Consider the following 20,338-nt stretch of genomic DNA (forward strand, 5'->3'; position numbering starts at 1 on the left):
GTTCCACACGGACCTCAGAGTCTGTTGTCGATCTCTGCGCCACCGCGTTGAAAACTGCGCACTTGCACCTGGAACCCGTTGCGCAGGGCCAGGAACAAACTATCGCGCAAAACCAGGCCGGCACGACCAGCCCAACTCACCAGATCGGCTTCGTCGAAGCCGAGCCAGAAATCACCGCAGGCCTCCACGGCCCACTTTTGGTTATGACGACACAAATCGGTGACCACCACCACCCCGCCCGGAGTTAATTGCTGGGCGGCGGCCTGCAAAGCGGCGGCGGGGGAGGCCAGATGGTGCAGCACCATGTTCATCACCACGGCGTCCACCGGCGGTAGGGCCGCTCCCGCCTCCGGCCATTCGCCCAGTATCAGACGCACATTGTCCAGGCCCTGTTCCGCCACTTCCCGGCGGGCCCGCTCCAGCATGGCCTCGGCGTGATCCAGGGCCAGCACCTGCTCGAAACGCTGTGCCAGCGGCACCAGGAAACGGCCGTCGCCGGGCCCGATCTCCAGCACCGTGCCGGTGCCGCCGGCGGCCGGACTGCCCGCGGCCCGATCCAATAACTCGCAGGCCTGCTCGGCGTACTGTTCGTGTTCGGCGATCAGGTCCTGATGGCGTGCCAGATCATCCGCGTGACGCACGAAAAACGCCCGGCTCTGGGCCGCCCGCTGCGCCTGCACGCCTTTCAGGCGCTGCGCCGTCACCGTATCCAGCGGGGTCTGATCCAGTTGCTCGAACAAAGCCCCGTGCAGAGCGCCGGTCCGGGTATCCGCCGGCGGCAGACGGCGCCGATAGAAGATGGAATTCCCCTCCCGGCGCTTCTCCACCAGACCGGCCTGGGCCAGCACCTTGAGGTGATGACTCATGCCCGACTGCTTCATGGCCATGATCTCGCACAGCTCCAGCACGCCGAAGCTGTTCTGGCCGAGCACCTGCAAAACCTCCAGACGCAAACCGTCGCCGGCGGCCTTGAGAAAGACCGTCAGACCGTCGAGTCCGGATTGTGTGGCTTCAGCGGGTGCCGTCATGGCGGCGAGTGTAGCCTATTGCCGCGAGTGCATCAAAATAAATTGATATAGGTTGGATGGGGCGTCCGGCGCACTCCGTGATCAATATGAACAAAACGCCCAAAACACAAAGAACGCCCATTATCGCCATTACATTTCACACTTTTTCAGTGGGGGGTAGCGTGCCGGCTGTAGAGAAACACTTGTTTCTCCGTTCAAGGCCGGGTGGCGCCTCCGTCTCCCCGGTGGCCGGTGCGCCGCGGCGCGCATAAACAAAAGAAAAGGAACGCCCGATGATGCGAAGCTCCATGACTTTGGTGCTGGTGTTTGTTGGCCTCTGGTTGAGCGCCGGAGTCCGTGCCGACGATGATCTGTCCCGCCTCAAGCAGCAGATCGAGGAACTGAATCAAAAGGTCGATGCGCTCAGTCAGCGCGAAACCGCCCCCTCGCCTTGGGACGGCCTTGAGATCGGTGGTGCTCTGCAACTCGACTACAACCATTTCGATGGCGCCTACAACGCAACCCATGAGGGCCGTACCGGCTCTGATCTGTTCCCTCGTCGGGTGCGCGCCTATATCGGCTCCGAGCACGGTGACTGGGACTACAAGCTGCTGATGGACTTCTCCGAGGATGCCGAGATCGTCATGGCGCGCCTGCGCTACAGTGGTTTCGAGCGTGGCCCGGTGGTCCAACTGGGGAAACTGCGTGAGGACATTTCGCTGGAAGCGTTGTCCAGCAGTGCCCATCTGGTAATGATCGAGCGGTCCAGTCTGGCCAATACCGTCTCACCCTATTTTCGCTGGGGCGCGTCGGCTTATCAGTTTTTCCCTTCCAGTGGCCTGCGCTATGCCTTCGGCGTGTATAAGAATGACGCCTTCGGTGACAGCGGCAAGGACGACAGCGAGCGTCTCAACTACGCTACCAGTGGCCGGCTCACCTGGGCTCCCAAACGTGATCAGGGGCAGGTGCTGCATCTGGGGTTCTGGGCTTCCTACCGGGACATGTCCGGCGATGAGCTGAGTGCGTCCTGGGCCCGTGGCGAGGTTCGCGAGACGCCCGTCAGACTGGTGGATTATGCCGCCGGTGGCGCGCCAGTGGCGGTGGACCACCTGACCCAGCAGGGGCTGGAGCTGGCGGCTCAATGGCACAGTCTGCTGTTCCAGGCGGAATACGCCCGCCGTGAACTGAGCACCGAGGATAGCGCTTCCGACCTGGACGGACGGGATTTCGACGGCTATTCCGCCTCCCTTAGTTACTTTCTGACGGGGGAATCCCGCGCCTATAAGGCCAGCCAGGGCGTATTCCGGCAGCCGGACGGCGTGCGCAATGCCTGGGAAGTGGCGGCGCGCACCTCGCGGGTGGACGCCAGCAGCGCCAACCAGGGCACCGATGTCACCAGCCACACCCTGGGCCTGTCCTACTACTACGACGCCAATCTGAAATTCATGCTCAATCTGATCCGTTCCCGGGTCAGTGGTCCCGGCGCGCCCGCGCTGGTGGGCAGTGAGCGTGATGCCAATGCCGTGGTGTTGCGGACGCAATACCAATTCTAGGAGGTTGCCATGACTATGCCTGCTCACGCCGGTTGCCGGCGTCTGTGTCGCGGTCTGCTGGTGCTGTCGATGATGCTCGGGGCCGTGGCGGCCCGGGCGGATCTCCATTTTCTGGTGCCTGGCGGCCCCGGCGGCGGCTGGGATACTACTGCCCGGGCCGCCGGCGAGGCACTGATCAAGTCCGGCCTGGAGAGCAATGCCTCGTTCCAGAATATGTCCGGTGGCGGGGGCGGCCGCGCTATTGCCTACATGATCAAAATGGGCACCAAGCAGGGCGACATGGTGATGATCAATTCCACCCCCATCGTGCTGCGGGCCCTGTCCGGGCAAATCCCCAACAGCTTTCGTGATCTCAAGCCGGTGGCCAATCTGATCGCCGACTACGGCGCCTTCGTGGTGACCGCCAACTCGCCTTATCAGAGTTGGGAGGAAGTGATGGACGCTTACCGCCGCGATCCCCGCCTGGTCAAAGTGGCCGGCGGTTCCGCCCGCGGCAGCATGGATCACCTGGTGGCGGCGCAGGCGTTCCAGGCCTCCGGGGGCGACGGCCGCAAGCTGGCGTACATTCCCTATGACGCGGGCGGCCAGGCCAAAGCCGGGTTGTTGTCCGGGGAAGTGCAACTGCTGTCCACCGGTTTCAGTGAAGCGCTGGAGCTGATGCGCTCCAGTGATGCTCGTATTCTCGCCATCACCGCGCCGGAGACCATCGCCGACTACCCGGAGATTCCGACCCTGAAATCGCTGGGTTACCCGATGAGTTTCGTCAACTGGCGGGGGCTGTTCGCCGCTCCGGATACCCCGGACGCAAAAGTGGCGGCGTACTCCGCGGTATTCCGCAAACTGCTCGAGACCCCTGAGTGGGAAGCGGTACGCAAGCGCAACGGCTGGCTCAACAACTACGAGACGCCGGAGCGATTCCTCGAATCCCTGGAGCAGCAGGAAGAACAGATGGCGCGAGTGATGCGTGATCTGGGCTTCATCCGCTGAAGGAGGGGCTATGTCCGTCAGCAAAGATCGTATCGGTGCCTTTCTGTTTCTGGTGTTCTCCTGTGCCTATGGCGTTTACGCCTGGCAAATTCCGTTGCTGCCCACTGAGCAGGGCATCGCCGTCAGCGCGTCGACCTTGCCGAAAATCTATGCCGTGGTCGGTGTCGTGGTAAGCCTGCTGGCGCTGGCCGGATCCTTCCTGCAACAAGCGTCGGGGCCGCAGGGCGATTCCGGTGCGCTGGCGCTGGGGCGCACGGCGCTGCTGCTAGTGCTGATGGTGCTTTATGCCCTGATGCTGGATCCGCTCGGCTTCCTGCTGGCCACCGAAGTGTTCCTGCTGGCCGGCTACCTGTTGATGGGTGAATACCGCCCGAAGGTGCTGTTCTGGGCCTCGGTGCCGGTGGTGGTGGTGTTCTGGTTGATCATGACCCGTGTGCTGGGGATTTACCTGGCGCCGGGCATGCTGTGGAGCTGAGACCATGATAGAAGGCATGTTGACCGGTTTGTCCGCGGCGTTGAGCTGGCAGGGCATCCTCTACGTAATGATGGGGTGCCTGGTGGGCACCTTTATTGGCATGTTGCCAGGGCTGGGGCCGATCACCGCCATCGCCCTGATGATTCCGGTGACCTACAGTATCGACCCTTCCTACGGCATGATCCTCATGGCCGGAGTGTACTACGGTGCGATTTTTGGCGGCTCCACCTCGTCGATTCTGATCAATGCGCCGGGGGTGGCCGGTACCGTGGCGACCTCTTTCGATGGCTATCCCCTGGCGCGCAAAGGGCAGGCCGGCAAGGCGCTGGCGCTGGCCGCTTATGCCTCGTTTTCCGGCGGTACCCTGGCGGCGGTATTCCTGATGGTGGCGGCGCCGCTGCTGGCCAAGGTGTCGCTGAGCTTCTGGTCGGCGGATTATTTCGCGCTGATGGTCATGGGGCTCACCGCCATCGCCGCGTTCTCCAATCGGGGGCAGTTTCTCAAGGCGGTGATGATGACCCTGCTTGGCATCATGCTCGCCACCGTTGGTATCGATCCGTCCTCCGGCGCCGAACGGTTCACCTTCGGCTCCAGCGATCTGCTCGACGGCATCAGCTTCCTGCTGGTGGCGATGTCGATCTTTGCCTTGTCCGAGGCGCTCTCCGGCGTACTGCGCCCGGATCATAAAAAATTGCCGGGAGCAATTTTAAACGTTGCTTCAGCAACGGCCCGCAGGGTGGCCGCCAGGGACGGTGGCCATAAAAAAGCGCCGGCGCCGTCCTCGAAGATGGGCGATCTGCGCTTGAGCAGGGAAGAGGTCAAGGACGTGGTGCCGGTGATCGGCCGTTCCTCCATTCTTGGTTTTCTGATCGGCATTCTGCCCGGTGCCGGTGCCACCATTGCCAGCTTCCTGGCCTACGCCACCGAGCGCAATCTGGCCCGGGGCGAGAAGAAGAAACAGTTTGGACAGGGTTCCCTGCGTGGTCTGGCGGCGCCGGAAACCGCCAACAACGCCGCGTGCACCGGCTCCTTCGTGCCGTTGCTGACCTTGGGTATTCCCGGTTCCGGCACCACGGCGGTAATGCTTGGCGCTTTGATTGCCTACGGACTGCAACCCGGTCCGTTGTTGATGCACGATAACCCGGATGTGTTCTGGGCGGTGATCATGTCCATGTATGTGGGCAACGTGGTGCTGCTGTTCCTCAACCTGCCAATGATCCCGTACATCGCCAAGACGCTGGCGCTGCCGAAACCGCTACTGACCGTGCTGATCCTGTTCTTCAGCCTGATCGGTGTGTATCTGGTGTCGTTCAATACCTTCGATCTGTATCTGATGGTGGGCTTCGCGGTGTTGTCGCTGATATTGAGGCAGTTGAATTTCCCCATGGCACCGTTGATTCTGGGCTTTATTCTCGGCGGCATGCTGGAGAGTAATTTCCGCCGGGCGATGATGATCGCCGACGGTTCCATCGCGTTCCTGTGGGAGCGGCCGCTGACCCTGTGCATCACGCTGGTGTCCCTGGCGCTGCTGCTGGTGCCGCTGATGGATTTCCTGCGCGGACTGAAACGGCCGGCGCCGGAGGCGGAGCTGTCCGATAACCTGTAAACCCTTGCTGGCCGGGAGGAACCATGCGTCGCAGGCGTATTCAACGGTTGGAAACCCGGCTGATTCTCTGGGTGCTGGCATTCAGTCTGCTGCAGGTGGTGCTGTTCGCTGCTCTGGGGCAGTACCTGCTGGAGCGGGGTGTGCGGGAGGAGGCCGGCCGCAAGGCGCTGGACCTGGCGCAACTGGTGGCGGAGTTGCCGCAGGTGCGCCAGGCGCTGGTGGCCGGCATCGGCTCCCCGGCCGGTGACGCACTGGCGCCGTTCATCGATCACCTCTGGCGGCGAACCGGCGCGGACTTCATCGTGGTTGGCGACACCCGGCTGCGGCGGCTGGCGCATCCGCAGCCCGACCGTCTGGGCAAGACCATGCAGGGCGGTGACAGTCAGGAGGTGCTGGCCGGTAACACCATTATTTCCGAAGCTCGGGGTTCCCTGGGCTTTTCCGTGCGTGGTAAGGCGCCGGTGCTGGATGCTGGCGGCAATGTCATCGGTCTGGTATCGGTGGGGTTTCTCAACCGTTCGGTGGAATCCATCGTCGCCGGGCGCTATCTGCAATGGCTGCCGGTGGTGCTGGCGGTGTTCCTGGTGGGCATTCTGTCCTCGCTCTGGATCGCCCGCCGTGTGCGCGCCGCTTTGTTCGGTTGGCAGCCCCATGAAATCGCCCGGGTATTCGCCGAGCAGAGCGCCATGCTGGATACGGTGCGCTCGGGCATTGTCGCTCTGGATCTGGACGGCTGGGTGCAGCGCAGCAATCGCCGGGCCCGGCAATTGTTGGGGGTGGACACATCACAGGAAAGCGCGCTGCACTTGCGGGATCTGTTCCCCGACCAGGCCGGTTTTCTGTTGCGGGATGTGGAGCAGGTGCTGGATGGCGTGGAGTTGTACGCCGCCGGCCAGGAACTGGTGCTGTTCCGGCGGCCGTTGCGGGTGGGCGGCACGGTGCGCGGCGTGTTTCTGAGTTTCCGTCCTCAGGACGAAGTTGCCCATGTGAGTCAACAACTGGCCCAGGTGGAAGCGTTCGCGGAGCTGCTGCGGGTGCAGACCCATGACTATTCCAACAAACTCAATACCCTGGGCGCGTTGATCCAGATGGGCGCCTACGGCAAGGCGGTGGAGCTGATCGGCCTGGAAAGCCAGGGCCATCAGGCCATGGTCAACCGGCTGCTGGACAGTACCGGGGAGCCGCTGCTGGCGGGATTGTTGTTGGGCAAATATCACAAGGCCAAGGAGCAGGGTGTCTCGTTCGAGGTGGCGGAAGAGAGCGTGCTCGACGCGGCGGCGTCCAAAGCCCTGCTGGAGCGGCTGGTGTCGATTCTCGGCAACCTGATCGACAACGCCATCGAAGCGGCGCGCGTCGGGCCGCGCCAGCCGGCGCGAGTTCGGGTGACGTTCGACGATCTTGGTGACCATCTGATCTTCGATGTGGAAGACAGTGGAGAAGGGTTGCACCGAGAACGGCTGGAGGCGCTGTTCCGGCCGGACTATTCTTCCAAGAGCGGGCGTCAACACGGTGTCGGCTTGTATCTGGTGAAGACCTACGTGAGTGCCCTGAAGGGCACTCTGGAAGTGGGTCAGGCCGATCTGGGCGGCGCCCGGTTCACGGTGTACCTGCCCCGCCGGCCAACGGACGAGGACAACCGGTCATGACCTATTCAGTAGTGATCGTGGAGGATGAAAGCGAGGTGGCCCGGCTGCTGGCGGAATACCTGCAGCGGGACGATCAGTTCCGGGTCACCGCGGTGGTTGGCGATCTGGCTGGCGGGCGGGCCTTGCTGGAGCGTTACCAGCCCGATCTGCTGCTGCTCGACGTCTACCTGCCCGATGGCAGCGGCCTGGACCTGCTGGCGGAGTTGCGCGCCGCAGGCCACGGTTGTGAAGTGATGATGGTGACCGCCGCTTCCGAAGTGGCCGCTTTGGAAAGGGCCTTGCAGCTGGGAGCCTTTGACTTCCTGGTGAAACCGGTGCTGTTGCAGCGGCTGGACCGGGCATTGAACACTTTCATGCAACGCCAGCGGCGCTTGCGCCAGTCACCGGCGATCACCCAGTCCATGGCCGATGCACTGTTTTCCCGGGACGCGGAGGGCGAACCGGCGGCCCCGGCGAAGGGCGGGCAGGCACGCCTGCCCAAGGGGATCGATGCGCTTACTCTGTCCCGGGTTCGGGCGGTGCTGGCCAAGGTTCCCCGGGACTTTCTCAATGCCCAGGAGGTGGGCAAGCGTGCCGGCGTCAGTCGCTCCACCGCCCGCCGCTATCTGGAATACCTGCTCCAGCGCCACGAACTGGAAGCCGATCAGACCTACGGCAGCATTGGTCGCCCGGAGCGCCGTTACCGGCCTCTGTCCCGTCAGGACGGTTAGGCCGGCGCCGGGTCCTTCTGATTCAGGAAAAAGCATGTGAAAGGATAAACGCGGTGGTGAAACCGGCGGCGGTGATCAGTCCGGCCGCGTTATGGGTTTCATCGAAGGCCTCGGGAATCATGGTGTCGGCGATCATGGCCAGCATGGCGCCGGCGGCGACGCCCTGGGCCACGGCAATGTACTGCGCCGGCGCGTTATCGAAGAGAAGGTAGCCGCCCACGGCGCCGAGGCCGCATAACAAAGCGATGGCCGTCCACAGTCCGAACACATAGCCGAACGACATGCCGGCCCGTTTCATGCCGACGGTACTGGACATGCCCTCGGGCACGTTGGAGAGGAAGATGGCGGCGACGATCGGGATCGATACGCCATTACCCTCGAGCAGGCTCAGGCCGATCACCATGGACTCCGGTATGCCGTCGAACACGGAGCCCAGAGCGATGACCAGGGCGGCACTGGCCGTGGCGGCATTGGATTTATTCGATCGCTTACGGTGGCGGGCGCCGTTGTTGGCGAGGATGACGGCACCGCCGGTGAAGGCGGCGGCGCCGGCCAGAAAGCCCGCTGCCGAAGCCAGCAAGCCGCCTTTGTGCAACGCCTCATCCATAAGATCGAAGGCGATGGCGGAAACCAGAACACCGGAGCCAAACGCCATCACCGCCGCGGTCACCCGAGCCGGCGGCCTGGTGAACCAGCCCAGCAGTGTGCCAACCAGCAGGGCACTGCCTCCCGCCAGTCCCCAGAGCAAGGCGGTCATCAGATGCATGGTGGATGCCTCGTCAACATCAAGGTTATTGCGACTGGAATACCAGCACGCGATTGGCGCCCTCGTCGGACACCAACAGCTTGTCCTGGTGAAAACGCACACCGGTGGGGGAAATCATCACACGTGCGGAGGCGGCACTGTCCATTGAGCCATCCTGGTCATCGTCATTGGGAGCATAATGGGCGAAGTCACTCTGGCCCAACACCACATCGGCGGGCTGGAAATTCGCGGTCGGGAAGCTGTTCCAGATCAACACACGGGCGTTGCCGCTGTCGGCGATAGCCAGTTGTCTGCCGTTGGAGTCCACACCGTCATAGGGATAGTTCAGAGTGCGCGCGGAGGGGGCCTCGTCAGTCTGGCCGTCCTGGTCGTCGTCGTTTGGCATGCTGCTGGAGAAGTCCGCTTGCCCCAGAACCACATCCGCGGGTTGGAAATTGGAAGTGGGGAAGGTGTTCCAGATCAAGGTGCGATTGTTCTCGTAGTCGTTCACTACCAGTCGGCTGCCGTCGGTCCAAAGGCCGGCCGGAAAAGACAGGGTGCGCGCCGTTGGGGCCTCATCACGCTCGCCATCCTGGTTGTCGTCGTTCTGCTGGCAATGGGTGAAGTCGGCTTGCCCGAGCACTAAATCGGCGGGTTGGCCGTGACTGGTGGGCACGCTGTTCCAGATCAATACCCGGTGATGCTCGGAATCGGTCACCACCAGCTTGCCGTTTGGGGTGACTTCCACTGTTTCGGGAATAGTGACGTGAACCGCGTCGCAATGGGTCTCGTCGGAAGAGAAGCCCGATTTTCCGACCACCACGTCGGGTTCGACGCCGGCACCGGCCGGGACCGTGTTGTAGATCAGTACGCGGTCGAGGTCATAGTCCGCCACCGCCATCTTGCCGCCGGCAATCGAGATCTGCTGCGGACCGTCAAAGGTGCCTGGTTCGGTGGTGGTGAAATCCGGCTGGCCCAGCACGAAGTCAGCAACGGCGTTGTTAACAGTGGGGATGGTGTTGTAGGCCAGAACACGGTGATTGCCGTAATCCCCGATGAAAAGCGTCCCCGAGTCGCTCACCGCGGGATTGCCATACAGGCTTTGCAGGGTGTTGGCGTCCGGTGCGCCGTTCTGGTTCGGACGGATGCCGGCGAAGTCGGCCTGGCCGATGACAACGGCGGCGGGCTGGAAATTGCTGAGTTTCAACTTCGGTGGGAGGGGAGCACCTCCACCGCTCTCTCCACCACTGCCACCGCCGCAAGCGGAAAGGGTGAGGGTCGCGGTCAGGCTCAACACCGTGAGGCCATGCGGTGTCATGTTCATGTGCTCCTTGTTTTTCATTGTTGGTTCCTTTGTGCTTGTTATTGCGACTGGAATATCAGCACGCGATGGTTTGCCATGTCGGAAATCAACAGCTTGTCCTGGTAAAAACGGACGCCGGCGGGAAAGTTCAGCACGCGGGCCGAGGCGGCGCCGTCATCCTCGCCGTTCTGGTCGTCGTCATTTGATTGATTGTGAGTGAGATCGCTCTGGCCCAGCACGATATCGGCTTGTTGGAAGTTGCTGGTGGGGAAGCCGTTCCAGATCAGTACACGATGATTGCGGCTGTCGGCGACCGCAAATTGCCGGCCGTTGGAATCGATGCCATAGGGGGTGTCCAAAGTGCCTGTTGAGGCGCTGGCCGAGGTGAAATCCGCCTGGCCCAGCACGATATCAGCGGGTTGGAAGTGGCTGGTGGGAAAGGTGCTCCAGATCAGCACCCGGTTGTTGTCGTTGTCGATCACCGCGAGACGGCGGCCGTCCGTCCACAGGCCGGTGGGATAGTCGAGGGTGCGGGCGGAACGGGGGCCGCTGAGGCCATCCTGATCGTCGTCATTTGGATCACAATGGGTAAAGTCGGCCTGTCCCAGCACCAGATCCGCGGGCTGGCCGTGGGTGGTTGGCAGGGTGTTCCAGATCAGGACTCGATTGTGGGCGGAGTCGGCCACCACTAGTCTGCCATCCGCTGTGAGTGTGGCGGCTTCGGGGCTGTTGAGGTGGGTGGCATCGCAGGTGTCCTCCTGAGAATCGAAGTCCACCTGTCCGACCACGACATCGGGTTCGGTCCCGCCCCCGGCGGGGATCGTGTTGTAGATCAATACGCGGTCACCGTCAAAATTTGCCACCGCCATCCTGCCGCCCGCTATCGAAACCCCTTGCGGACTGGACAGCATGCCCGGCTCGTTGCTGGTGAAATCCGGCTGGCCCAGCACGAAATCGGCGGCGGCGGTGTTGACGGTGGGAAGGGTGTGGTAGCCCAGTACCCGGTTGTTGGAGGAATCACTGATGAACAGGGTGCCGGAGGGGCTCACCGCCGGATTGCCGTAGGGCGTGGCCAGGGAGTCGGCCTCGGGTGTGCCGTAGCCCGTTTCCTTGTTGGGGCCGGTGCCGATGAAGTCGGCCTGGCCGATAACGATGTCGGCCGGCTGGAAATTGCTGAGGTTCAACAGCGGCGGGAGGTTTTCGCCACCCCCGCCGGAACCGCCGCCCCCTCCGCCTCCCCCGCAAGCCGAAAGGGTGAAGGTCGCGGCCAGGCTCAGTACCGTCAGGCCGCGCGATGTCAGATTTACGAGGTTCTTGTTTTTCATTATGGGTTCCTTGGTGCTTGTTATTGCGACTGGAATATCAACACGCGATTGTTTCCGATCTCGGAAACCAGCAGCTTATCCTGGTGAAAGCGGACACCGTCGGGAGACTTCAGTACGCGGGCCGAGGCGGCGCCGTCATCCTCGCCATTCTGGTCGTCGTCGTTTGATTGATTGTGAGCAAGATCGCTCTGGCCCAGAACGATATCGGCCTGCTGAGCGTTGCTGTTGGGGAAGCTGTTCCAGATCAGTACGCGATGATTGAGGCTGTCGGCGACCGCCAGTTGCTCGCCGTTGGAGTCGATGCCGTAGGGGGTGTCCAGGGTGTCCACGGATTCGGTGACCGAGGTGAAATCCGCCTGGCCCAGCACGATATCAGCGGGTTGGAAATGGCTGGTGGGGAAGGTATTCCAGATCAGCACCCGGTTATTATCGTTGTCCGTCAATGCGAGACGATGGCCGTCCGTCCAGAGGCCGGCGGGGAAATCGAACGCACGGGCGGAATGGACGACGCTGCCGCCCTGGCTGCCCTCATCTGGGCCGCAACGGGTAAAGTCGGGCTGACCCAGCACCAGATCCGCGGGCTGGCCGTGGGTGGTGGGCAGGGCGTTCCAGACCAGCACTCGATTGTGGGAGGAGTCGGCCACCACCAGCTTGCCGTCCGCGGTGAGCACGGCGGCTTCGGGATATTGCAAGTGAGTGGCGTCGCAAGTGGTGTCTTCGGAATCCAGATCGGTCTGCCCCACGATAACATCGGGTTCGGCCCCGCCACTGGTGGGAACCGTGTTGTAAATCAGGACCCGGTTGCCGTCGCTGTCCGCCACCGCCATCTTGCCGTCCGCTATCGACACCCCTGTCGGGTAGGGAAACACACCTTCTTCCTTGCTTTCGAAATCCGGCTGGCCCAAGACGAAATCGGCGGCGGCGTTGTTGACGGTGGGGAGGGCGTGGTAGCCCAGCACCCGGGCGTTCCAGCTATCACTGATGAACAGCGTGCCGGCGGGGCTCACCGCCGGATTGCCGGATGGGTTGGCCAGAGAATCGGCTGCCGGCGGGTCGGGGATGTTTTCGTTGGTCCCCTTGTTGGGGCCGGTGCCAGTGAAGTCGGCCTGGCCGATAACAGTGGCGGCGGGCTGGAACGTGCTGAATGCCAGTTTGACCAGCCAAGTTGCCGTGACGGTGTTGAGTGCGTTACCCGCGGTGTCTTGGGCGTCGATGCTCAGATCAAGCCCGGAACCGGGCGGCCAGGCGCCGTCGTCGGGTGTCAGGGTCAGCGTTGTGGCATCGTCGGACCAGGTTGGAGTGCCGGCCGCCTCCAGTGCGCCGCCCAATTGCAGGCTGTCGGTATTCATGGGTTCGCTGAAAGTCACCACGACGCTGGCCTCTTTGCCCAGCACCGGACCGGTCTGATTGAGTGACGCCGTGGGCGGCGTGGTGTCCCGGGGGCCACCACCGCCGCCTCCGCCTCCACCGCAGGCCGGGAGAGTGAGGGCGGCGGCCAGGCCCAATACCGTCAGGCCGCGCGGTGCCATGGTGATGAAGTCCTTGTCGCTCATCGATCTTCCTTGTGTGTTTTGGCGGATGCACTCTTTTTTAGGGGTACCACAAATGAGGCGGGCTCACGAGGTTACAGCTCGCTCCGAGGGCGGGTTTTACAAAGTGGATGCCGTCCCGAAGGAGGCCGGCCAGGGCGGTGTTCCGGCGTTCGAGGCCAGTCATCGCTTTATTTGCCCGCGACTCGCCCATGGGCGACAATAGCGCCCCTTTTTCAGCCACCAGTCAGTTTGGAGCCCTGCATGTCCAGTGCCCCCGCCAGCCGTGATCTCGCCAATGCCATCCGTGCGCTCAGTATGGATGCGGTCCAGCAAGCCAATTCCGGCCACCCCGGCGCGCCCATGGGCATGGCGGACATCGCCGAAGTGCTCTGGCGCGGTTTCCTCAAGCACAACCCCGGCAACCCGCAATGGCCGGATCGGGATCGCTTCGTGCTGTCCAACGGCCACGGTTCCATGCTGCTGTACAGCCTGCTGCACCTGACCGGCTACGGCGTCAGCCTGGAAGACATCAAGAACTTCCGGCAGCTCGGCAGTCCCACCGCGGGTCATCCGGAATATGGCGACGCGCCGGGCATCGAGACCACCACCGGCCCGCTGGGGCAGGGCATCGCCAACGCCGTGGGCATGGCGCTGGCGGAGAAGGTGCTGGCGGCGCAGTTCAATCGCGAAGGCCACCGGATCGTCGATCACCATACCTACTGTTTCCTGGGTGATGGCTGCATGATGGAGGGGATTTCCCACGAAGTGGCGTCCCTGGCCGGCACTCTGGGGCTGGGCAAACTGATCGCTTTCTATGACGACAACGGCATTTCCATCGATGGCGAGGTGGAAGGCTGGTTCACCGACGACACCGTGGAACGCTTCCGCGCCTACGGCTGGCAGGTGATCCCCAATGTGGACGGCCACGATCCGGAAGAGATCCGCATGGCGGTGGAAACCGCGCGCAAGAACAGCGAACAGCCCACCCTGATCTGCTGCAAGACCATCATCGGCTTCGGCAGCCCCAACAAGCAGGGCAAGGAAGAATCCCACGGCGCCGCGCTGGGCGAGGACGAAATCGCCCTGACTCGTGAAGCCCTGGGATGGCAGCACGGTCCGTTCGAGATCCCCGAAGATATTCGCCAGGCCTGGGACGCCCGCGACACCGGTGCCGGGCAAGAGGCCGAATGGCAGGCCCGGTTCGACGCCTACCGGGCGGAATTCCCGGAACTGGCGGTGGAGTTCCAGCGCCGTATGGACGGCAAGCTGCCCACCGGATTCGATCAGGCCGCCCAGGCCTTCATCAAGGAGTGCCAGGAGAAGGGTGAGAAAGTGGCCAGCCGCAAGGCCAGCCAGAATGCCCTGGACGCCTACGGTCCGCTGCTGCCGGAACTGCTTGGCGGCTCCGCCGATCTGGCCGGTTCCAACAACACGCTGTGGAAAGGCTGCAAGGCGGTGAATGCCGCTGACGCCAGCGGTAACTATGTGCATTACGGGGTGCGCGAGTTCGGCATGACCGCGATCATGAACGGCGTGTGCCTGCACGGTGGCCTGCGCCCCTACGGAGGCACTTTCCTGGTGTTCATGGAATACGCCCGCAACGCCGTGCGCATGGCGGCGCTGATGCACCAGCCCAATATTCTGGTCTACACCCATGACTCCATCGGTCTGGGCGAGGACGGCCCGACCCACCAGCCCATCGAACAGCTGGCCAACCTGCGCATGACGCCGAACATGAGCACCTGGCGCCCCTGTGACACGGTGGAAACCGCGGTGGCCTGGAAACACGCTCTGCAGCGTCAGGACGGCCCCACCGCGCTGATCTGTTCCCGCCAGGGGCTGGCCTGCATGCCCCGGGACGAGAGCGTTCTGGACCAGGTGGAAAAGGGCGGCTATACCCTGCTGCAAACCGGTGAAGGCACCCCGGACGCACTGATCATCGCCACCGGCTCGGAAGTGGAACTGGCGGTGAAAGCCGCGGAAACGCTGGGGGCCGCTGGCCGCAATGTACGCGTGGTGTCCATGCCCAGCGTCGATACTTTTCTGTCGCAAAGCGCGGATTATCAGGAAAGCGTGCTGCCGGCGGCGGTCAGAGCGCGGGTGGCGGTGGAAGCCGCCATCACCGATTACTGGTATCGCTTTGTCGGTCTGGACGGCAAGGTGGTAGGCATGACCGGGTTCGGGGCTTCCGCCCCCGCCGGAGACTTGTACAAGCATTTCGGCATCACCGCCGAGGCGGTGACAGAGGCCGTGGAGAGCCTGCTTTAATGGTACCCCAGACGCCGGACGCTGGACGCCGGACGCTTACAAGTAAGGTGTCCTCTTATGGCCTTTGGGTCGCGATGGGCGCCGGCTGCGTGCTGCTGGATCAGGGTTGCGTGGAGCAAAGCGTCTGGCGTCTGGCGTCTGGCATCCAGCGGGATTCATCATGAAAGTCGCCATCAACGGATACGGTCGTATCGGGCGCTCTTTCGTCAGGGCCCTGGCGGAGCGCTGGGAGCGGGGTTGGCAGGCGCCGTTTGCCCTGACGGCGATCAACGACCTCGGTGAGGCGGAGGATCTGCTGTACCTGACCCGCTACGACACCACCCACGGCCGTTTGCCGCAGGAAGCCAACCTGCGGGACGGCCGTTTGTCTCTGGCGGAGCAGACGCCCTTGCTGCTTAACGAGCCGCAACCGGCGCGTCTGCCCTGGCGGGAATTGGGCGTGGACCTGGTGTTGGAATGCTCCGGGCATTTCCGCGCTTACCGGGACGCCGCGGTGCATCTGGAGGCCGGTGCCGGGCGGGTGATTCTCGGCGCGGTGCCGTTCGACCACGCCGATCAGGTGGTGGTGTACGGTGTCAATCAGGAGCAGGTGGGCAGCGGTGACCGCATCCTTTCCGCGGCCTCCTGCACCACTCACTGCATCGCCCCGCTGCTGCGGGCGCTGCACGCGGATTTCGGGGTGCGTCAGGCGCTGATGCAGGAAACCCACGCCTACACCTCCGATCAGACCCTGCTGGATCACGTGCACCGGGATCCCCGCCGTGGCCGGGCCGGCGCGCAAAACATCGTGCCCACCACCAGCAGCGCCATCGGCGCGGTGCAGCAGGTATTGCCGGAATTAGCCGGGCGTATCAGCGGTCACAGTATTCGTGTGCCGACGCTCAACGTGGCCATGGTGGAACTGACCCTGTCCCTGGAACGTCCCCCAGCAGCGGAAGGCGACGATCTGGACCAATGGCTGCGCCGGCTGGCGGCGGACAGCAATGGCCTGCTGGGCTACAACGACCAGCCGCTGGTCAGCGCCGATTTCAACCACCGGCCGGAGTCCGCCATCATCGACGGCTCCTTGAGCCGGGTGCAGGGCGAACTGGTGCAATTGGTGGCCTGGTACGACAACGAGTGGGGTTATGCCAACCGGCTGCTCGACTGGGTAAGTGAGTTGTCCAGGGCGTCGAACGTCTGACGCCCGGCGGAATCTTCGAACCGACAAGTTTTCATCATCCCGGATGGATGGTTTTAGACGAGGTAGCAAGACCATGAACTTCAAACGCATGACCGACCTGGATCTGAAGGGCAAGCGGGTACTGATCCGTGAAGACCTGAATGTGCCGGTCAAAGAGGGCAAGGTCACCAGTGATGCACGCATCCGTGCTTCCCTGCCGACCATTGAGCACGCGCTGAAGGCCGGTGCCCGGGTGATGCTGATGTCCCACCTGGGCCGCCCCAGTGAAGGGGAGTACGAAGAGCAGTTTTCCCTGAAGCCGGTGGCCGAACACCTGGGAACCCTGCTGGGCCGGGAAGTGCCGCTGGTGAAGGACTGGCTCGACGGTGTCGAGGTGGCCGAGGGCGAGGTCGTGCTGTGCGAGAACGTGCGGTTCAATAAAGGCGAAAAGAAGGACGACGAGGCGTTGTCACAGAAGATGGCGGCGCTGTGTGATATCTATGTGATGGATGCCTTCGGCACCGCGCACCGTGCCCAGGCGTCCACCCATGGGGTGGGCAAGTTCGCCCCGGTCGCCTGTGCTGGTCCGCTGCTGGCCAATGAGCTGGATGCGTTGTCCAAGGCGCTGGACAACCCGGCCAAGCCGCTGGTGGCGATCGTCGGCGGTTCCAAGGTGTCCACCAAACTGGAGGTGCTGGAAGCGCTGGCCGACAAAGTGGATCAACTGATCGTCGGCGGTGGCATCGCCAATACCTTCCTGGCGGCGGAAGGGTTGCCGGTGGGCAAATCCCTGCATGAGCCGGATTTGCTCGACGCGGCTCGCAAAATCGCCGCCAAGGTGCACATTCCGCTGCCGGTGGATGTGGTGGTGGCCACGGAATTTTCCGCCGACGCGGAAGCGGTGACCAAGAAGGTGGAAGAGGTGGGCGAGGACGACATGATCCTCGATGTGGGCCCGCAGACCGCCCACGTCTTCGCCGCGCTGATGAAGGAAGCCCGCACTATCATCTGGAACGGCCCGGTGGGCGTGTTCGAGTTCGATCAGTTCGGTGAGGGCACCCAGGAAATGGCCGAGGCCATCGCCGACAGCGAAGCATTCTCCATCGCCGGTGGCGGTGACACCCTGGCCGCGGTGGACAAGTATGAAATCGCCGACCGCATCAGCTACATTTCCACCGGCGGCGGCGCCTTCCTGGAGTTCGTGGAAGGCAAGACCTTGCCCGCGGTGGCCATGCTCGAGGCCCGGGCCAAGGATTAAGTCAGATCGTGAGAGCGCGGAGGCCCGCTGACCGGGCCCGCTCCCACGGAGTTTGTTCAGACAAACGGATTGCGAAGGAGAATTCCCCATGGCACTGATCAGCATGCGCCAATTGCTGGACCACGCCGCCGAGCACGGCTACGGCGTTCCGGCGTTCAACGTGAACAACCTGGAACAGATGCGCGCCATCATGGAAGCGGCGGATAAAACCAATTCCCCGGTGATCGTGCAAGCCAGCGCCGGTGCCCGTAAATACGCCGGTGCCCCGTTTCTGCGTCACCTGATTCTGGCGGCGGTGGAAGAATTTCCCCATATCCCGCTGGTGATGCACCAGGATCATGGCACCAGCCCCGCCGTGTGCCAGCGTTCCATCCAACTGGGCTTTTCCTCGGTGATGATGGATGGCTCCCTGGGTGAGGACGGCAAAACCCCCACCGACTACGAATACAACGTGCGGGTGACCCGCCAGGCGGTGGATATGGCTCACGCCTGCGGCGTCTCGGTGGAAGGGGAACTGGGCTGCCTGGGCTCCCTGGAAACTGGCCAGGCCGGCGAGGAAGACGGCATCGGCGCCGAAGGCACCCTGAGCCATGAGCAGATGCTCACCGACCCGGAAGAAGCAGCGGACTTCGTCAAGGCAACCCATGTGGACGCCCTGGCCATCGCCATCGGCACCAGCCACGGTGCCTACAAGTTCACCCGTCCGCCCACCGGCGACATTCTGGCCATCGAGCAGATCAAGGCGATCCACGCCCGTATCCCGGATACCCATCTGGTCATGCACGGTTCCTCTTCCGTACCGCAGGACTGGCTCGCCATCATCAACGAGTTCGGGGGCGAGATCCCGGAAACCTACGGGGTGCCAGTGGAAGAGATTCAGGAAGGTATCAAGTACGGGGTGCGCAAGGTCAACATCGATACCGACCTGCGCCTGGCGTCCACCGGTGCCATCCGCCGGTTCCTGGCCACCAACAAGGCCGAGTTCGACCCGCGCAAGTACCTGAAGGAATCCGTGACCGCCATGCGCGATATCTGTATCGCCCGGTACGAAGCGTTCGGTACCGCCGGTAACGCCGACAAGATCAAGCCGGTAAACCTGGAAGTGATGTTCCAGCGTTACGAAAACGGCGAACTGGACCCGCGCGTCAAGTAAGCCCGTAATTCGCTGCCGGCCTCTTCCCACAGTGGCGCTACAGAGCCGCTGTGGGAAGCTGCCTTGGTAGCGAATCGTGGATCTCCTGCCCCAACCTTCCCTTCCCCCATCGCCTTTCTTCTTCCTGTGCTGGCTTGCCTGAAAGTGCCGTTCACTTGGCGGATACTCCAGTCGGCGCTATGATGGTTACTTGGTGTTACACATAACAATAGTCGTAACTCATCTAAGCGACGCGAGAATTTCAGGGAGAGCCTCCATGGCGATCGACAATTGTGAAAACCTGCCCGGACAACGCGGGCCCGCCGACCACGAGCGGCGTACACAGATTCTGCAGGTGGCGGATGAACTGTTCCGAGTGCACGGTTACCGCAAGACCTCGGTGACCGACATTGCCAAGGCGATTGGAGTATCCAGCGCTTATCTGTACCGCTTTTTCGATTCCAAACAGGCGATCGGCGAGTCGGTTTGCGCCCTGGCGCTGTCGACCATGGGCGAGGCCATCCGCGCCGTCTCCGAGCGCGACGCCTCCGCCACTCAGCGCCTGCGCGACATGCTGCACACCTTGCTTTCCGAGGGGATGCGGCTGTTTCTCAAGGAGCGGTGCATACACGATATTGTTGTTGTCTCCATTGAGAATCAGTGGGCGGTCACCGAAGAACACAATAATGAGATCTACGAGGCGATCGAGAAAATCGTCTCGGACGGCCGTGAAAGCGGGGAGTTCGAGCGCAAGACGCCATTGGATGAGGTCTGCATGGCGATCCGCGTCACCGCCGCCGCTTACGCTCACCCGGTGCTGCTCAACCGGCTGGGGAACACCGAGGAGATGGAAACCAAGCTGGCGGCGGTCACCAACCTGATCCTCCGGAGTCTGGCGCCCTGAAAATAATCGCGAGTTACAAGTTGACAATAACGTAACCTGTAACTATACTGGCTCCATCAGCGTGGGAGACCAGCAAGCACTCGCGAAATCGCCCTGACCTCCCGCGACATTCCCTGAATGTGAACGTGAGGAAAGGATGATGAAAAACGTAGCCCGTTTGTCCGTTGCCGCCCTGGTCGTTGCTGGTCTGGCTGCCGCACCGCTGGCCCAGGCCAACAGTTTCGAAGATCAGGTTCGTGCCGATTACCTGAGCGCCCGTGAGCAGATCGACTCCCCGGCGCTGGTTGACGGCCAGGTACAAAGAGCCGCCAGCGATCGCCTGCAAGCCGAGCAGCGTGGTCAGTCCCAGGGTGAAGGCCGTGACTTCCTGAGCGTCCGTGAAAATATCGACTCCCAGGACTACATCGCTTACCGCTCCCAGGAAGCTCAGCACAACCTGGCGGTCGCCAAGGAACGTGCTCCCCTGGCCAGCCAGACTCCGGTGGATCATCTGGGTCACCGCCTGAACCTGGACTCTCCGGAGAATCTGCAACGCGTCATCTCCGAAGTGCAGGCCCAGCAAGCGTTGCGAGCTCAGCAGGCACAGCTGTAAGAGACTCGCCAGCAAACCTGCAAGCTTGTAGTACTTCGCCCGGCTTCCCTGGCCGGGCCCATCAAAGCGCCCTTGACCGGGCGCTTTGTGGTTCGGGCGATGGCATGCCGGGCACGGAGTGCCTATCATTGAC

The 20,338-nt window shown here is 62.8% G+C and carries 17 protein-coding genes; 12 read left to right on the top strand and 5 right to left on the bottom strand.

Annotation, left to right across the window (positions count from 1 at the left end; all coding sequences use genetic code 11):
* Positions 1-14: 14 nt before the first annotated feature.
* Entirely contained in the window at positions 15-1,028 is a 1,014-nt protein-coding gene (locus tag RYH70_RS01265; RefSeq protein WP_022997067.1) for a metalloregulator ArsR/SmtB family transcription factor, read from the bottom strand.
* A 272-nt stretch (positions 1,029-1,300) separates the two neighbouring features.
* On the opposite strand from RYH70_RS01265, the gene RYH70_RS01270 reads away from it, so the two are divergent.
* From RYH70_RS01270 to RYH70_RS01295, 6 genes are read left to right on the top strand one after another with little or no spacing between them, the layout of a single operon-like run.
* Positions 1,301-2,560: an OprO/OprP family phosphate-selective porin gene (locus RYH70_RS01270; protein WP_026948385.1), complete on the top strand. Its 1,260-nt coding sequence runs from the start codon at positions 1,301-1,303 to the stop codon at positions 2,558-2,560.
* Positions 2,561-2,569: 9 nt separating this feature from the next.
* On the top strand, positions 2,570-3,547 hold the full coding sequence (locus tag RYH70_RS01275) for a Bug family tripartite tricarboxylate transporter substrate binding protein (RefSeq protein ID WP_145912197.1): 978 nt from the start codon (positions 2,570-2,572) through the stop codon (positions 3,545-3,547).
* A 10-nt stretch (positions 3,548-3,557) separates the two neighbouring features.
* Positions 3,558-4,022 (top strand): tripartite tricarboxylate transporter TctB family protein, encoded by a 465-nt coding sequence (locus RYH70_RS01280; RefSeq protein WP_116027423.1) that lies wholly within the window; start codon positions 3,558-3,560, stop codon positions 4,020-4,022.
* A gap of 4 nt (positions 4,023-4,026) precedes the next feature.
* The gene (locus RYH70_RS01285) at positions 4,027-5,628 is read left to right on the top strand and encodes a tripartite tricarboxylate transporter permease (protein ID WP_063140189.1); all 1,602 of its coding nucleotides are present in this window, start codon (positions 4,027-4,029) and stop codon (positions 5,626-5,628) included.
* Positions 5,629-5,651: 23 nt separating this feature from the next.
* Positions 5,652-7,274, top strand: coding sequence for a sensor histidine kinase (locus RYH70_RS01290; protein ID WP_317009651.1), 1,623 nt, complete (start codon positions 5,652-5,654; stop codon positions 7,272-7,274).
* Complete coding sequence (locus RYH70_RS01295; RefSeq protein ID WP_022997061.1) at positions 7,271-7,984, top strand: response regulator; 714 nt, start codon at positions 7,271-7,273, stop codon at positions 7,982-7,984. Before RYH70_RS01290 ends, RYH70_RS01295 begins: the two co-directional genes overlap by 4 nt.
* A 22-nt stretch (positions 7,985-8,006) precedes the next feature.
* On the opposite strand, the gene RYH70_RS01300 is transcribed toward RYH70_RS01295, so the two are convergent.
* Genes RYH70_RS01300 through RYH70_RS01315 form a run of 4 tightly spaced genes read right to left on the bottom strand, consistent with a single transcriptional unit; the run spans position 8,007 to position 12,910 of the window.
* The gene (locus RYH70_RS01300; RefSeq protein ID WP_022997060.1) at positions 8,007-8,750 is read right to left on the bottom strand and encodes a ZIP family metal transporter; all 744 of its coding nucleotides are present in this window, start codon (positions 8,748-8,750) and stop codon (positions 8,007-8,009) included.
* 25 nt (positions 8,751-8,775) lie between these two features.
* Positions 8,776-10,071, bottom strand: a complete 1,296-nt coding sequence (locus RYH70_RS01305; protein WP_317009652.1) for an NHL repeat-containing protein — start codon at positions 10,069-10,071, stop codon at positions 8,776-8,778.
* Positions 10,072-10,091: 20 nt separating this feature from the next.
* Complete coding sequence (locus tag RYH70_RS01310) at positions 10,092-11,357, bottom strand: NHL repeat-containing protein (protein WP_022997057.1); 1,266 nt, start codon at positions 11,355-11,357, stop codon at positions 10,092-10,094.
* Positions 11,358-11,377: 20 nt separating this feature from the next.
* The gene (locus tag RYH70_RS01315; RefSeq protein ID WP_116027419.1) at positions 11,378-12,910 is read right to left on the bottom strand and encodes an Ig-like domain-containing protein; all 1,533 of its coding nucleotides are present in this window, start codon (positions 12,908-12,910) and stop codon (positions 11,378-11,380) included.
* 240 nt (positions 12,911-13,150) lie between these two features.
* Here RYH70_RS01315 and tkt point away from each other — a divergent pair, with 240 nt between their 5' ends.
* The 6 genes from tkt (at position 13,151) to RYH70_RS01345 (ending at position 20,205) form a co-directional block, all read left to right on the top strand.
* Complete coding sequence (gene tkt, locus RYH70_RS01320; protein WP_317009653.1) at positions 13,151-15,157, top strand: transketolase; 2,007 nt, start codon at positions 13,151-13,153, stop codon at positions 15,155-15,157.
* Between the two features lie 160 nt (positions 15,158-15,317).
* Positions 15,318-16,340, top strand: a complete 1,023-nt coding sequence (locus RYH70_RS01325; protein WP_317009654.1) for a type I glyceraldehyde-3-phosphate dehydrogenase — start codon at positions 15,318-15,320, stop codon at positions 16,338-16,340.
* 73 nt (positions 16,341-16,413) lie between these two features.
* A complete protein-coding gene (locus RYH70_RS01330) occupies positions 16,414-17,577 on the top strand; it encodes a phosphoglycerate kinase (protein WP_317009655.1) in 1,164 nt (387 codons plus the stop codon).
* Positions 17,578-17,665: 88 nt separating this feature from the next.
* Positions 17,666-18,730 (top strand): class II fructose-bisphosphate aldolase, encoded by a 1,065-nt coding sequence (gene fba, locus RYH70_RS01335; protein WP_317009656.1) that lies wholly within the window; start codon positions 17,666-17,668, stop codon positions 18,728-18,730.
* A 256-nt stretch (positions 18,731-18,986) separates the two neighbouring features.
* On the top strand, positions 18,987-19,613 hold the full coding sequence (locus RYH70_RS01340) for a TetR/AcrR family transcriptional regulator (RefSeq protein ID WP_317009657.1): 627 nt from the start codon (positions 18,987-18,989) through the stop codon (positions 19,611-19,613).
* A gap of 136 nt (positions 19,614-19,749) precedes the next feature.
* Positions 19,750-20,205: a hypothetical protein gene (locus tag RYH70_RS01345; RefSeq protein WP_014992636.1), complete on the top strand. Its 456-nt coding sequence runs from the start codon at positions 19,750-19,752 to the stop codon at positions 20,203-20,205.
* Positions 20,206-20,338 lie beyond the last annotated feature (133 nt).

Origin of the sequence: Alloalcanivorax xenomutans (assembly GCF_032810065.1) — a bacterium.
In the GTDB taxonomy this organism is placed as follows: Bacteria; Pseudomonadota; Gammaproteobacteria; order Pseudomonadales; family Alcanivoracaceae; genus Alloalcanivorax; species Alloalcanivorax xenomutans.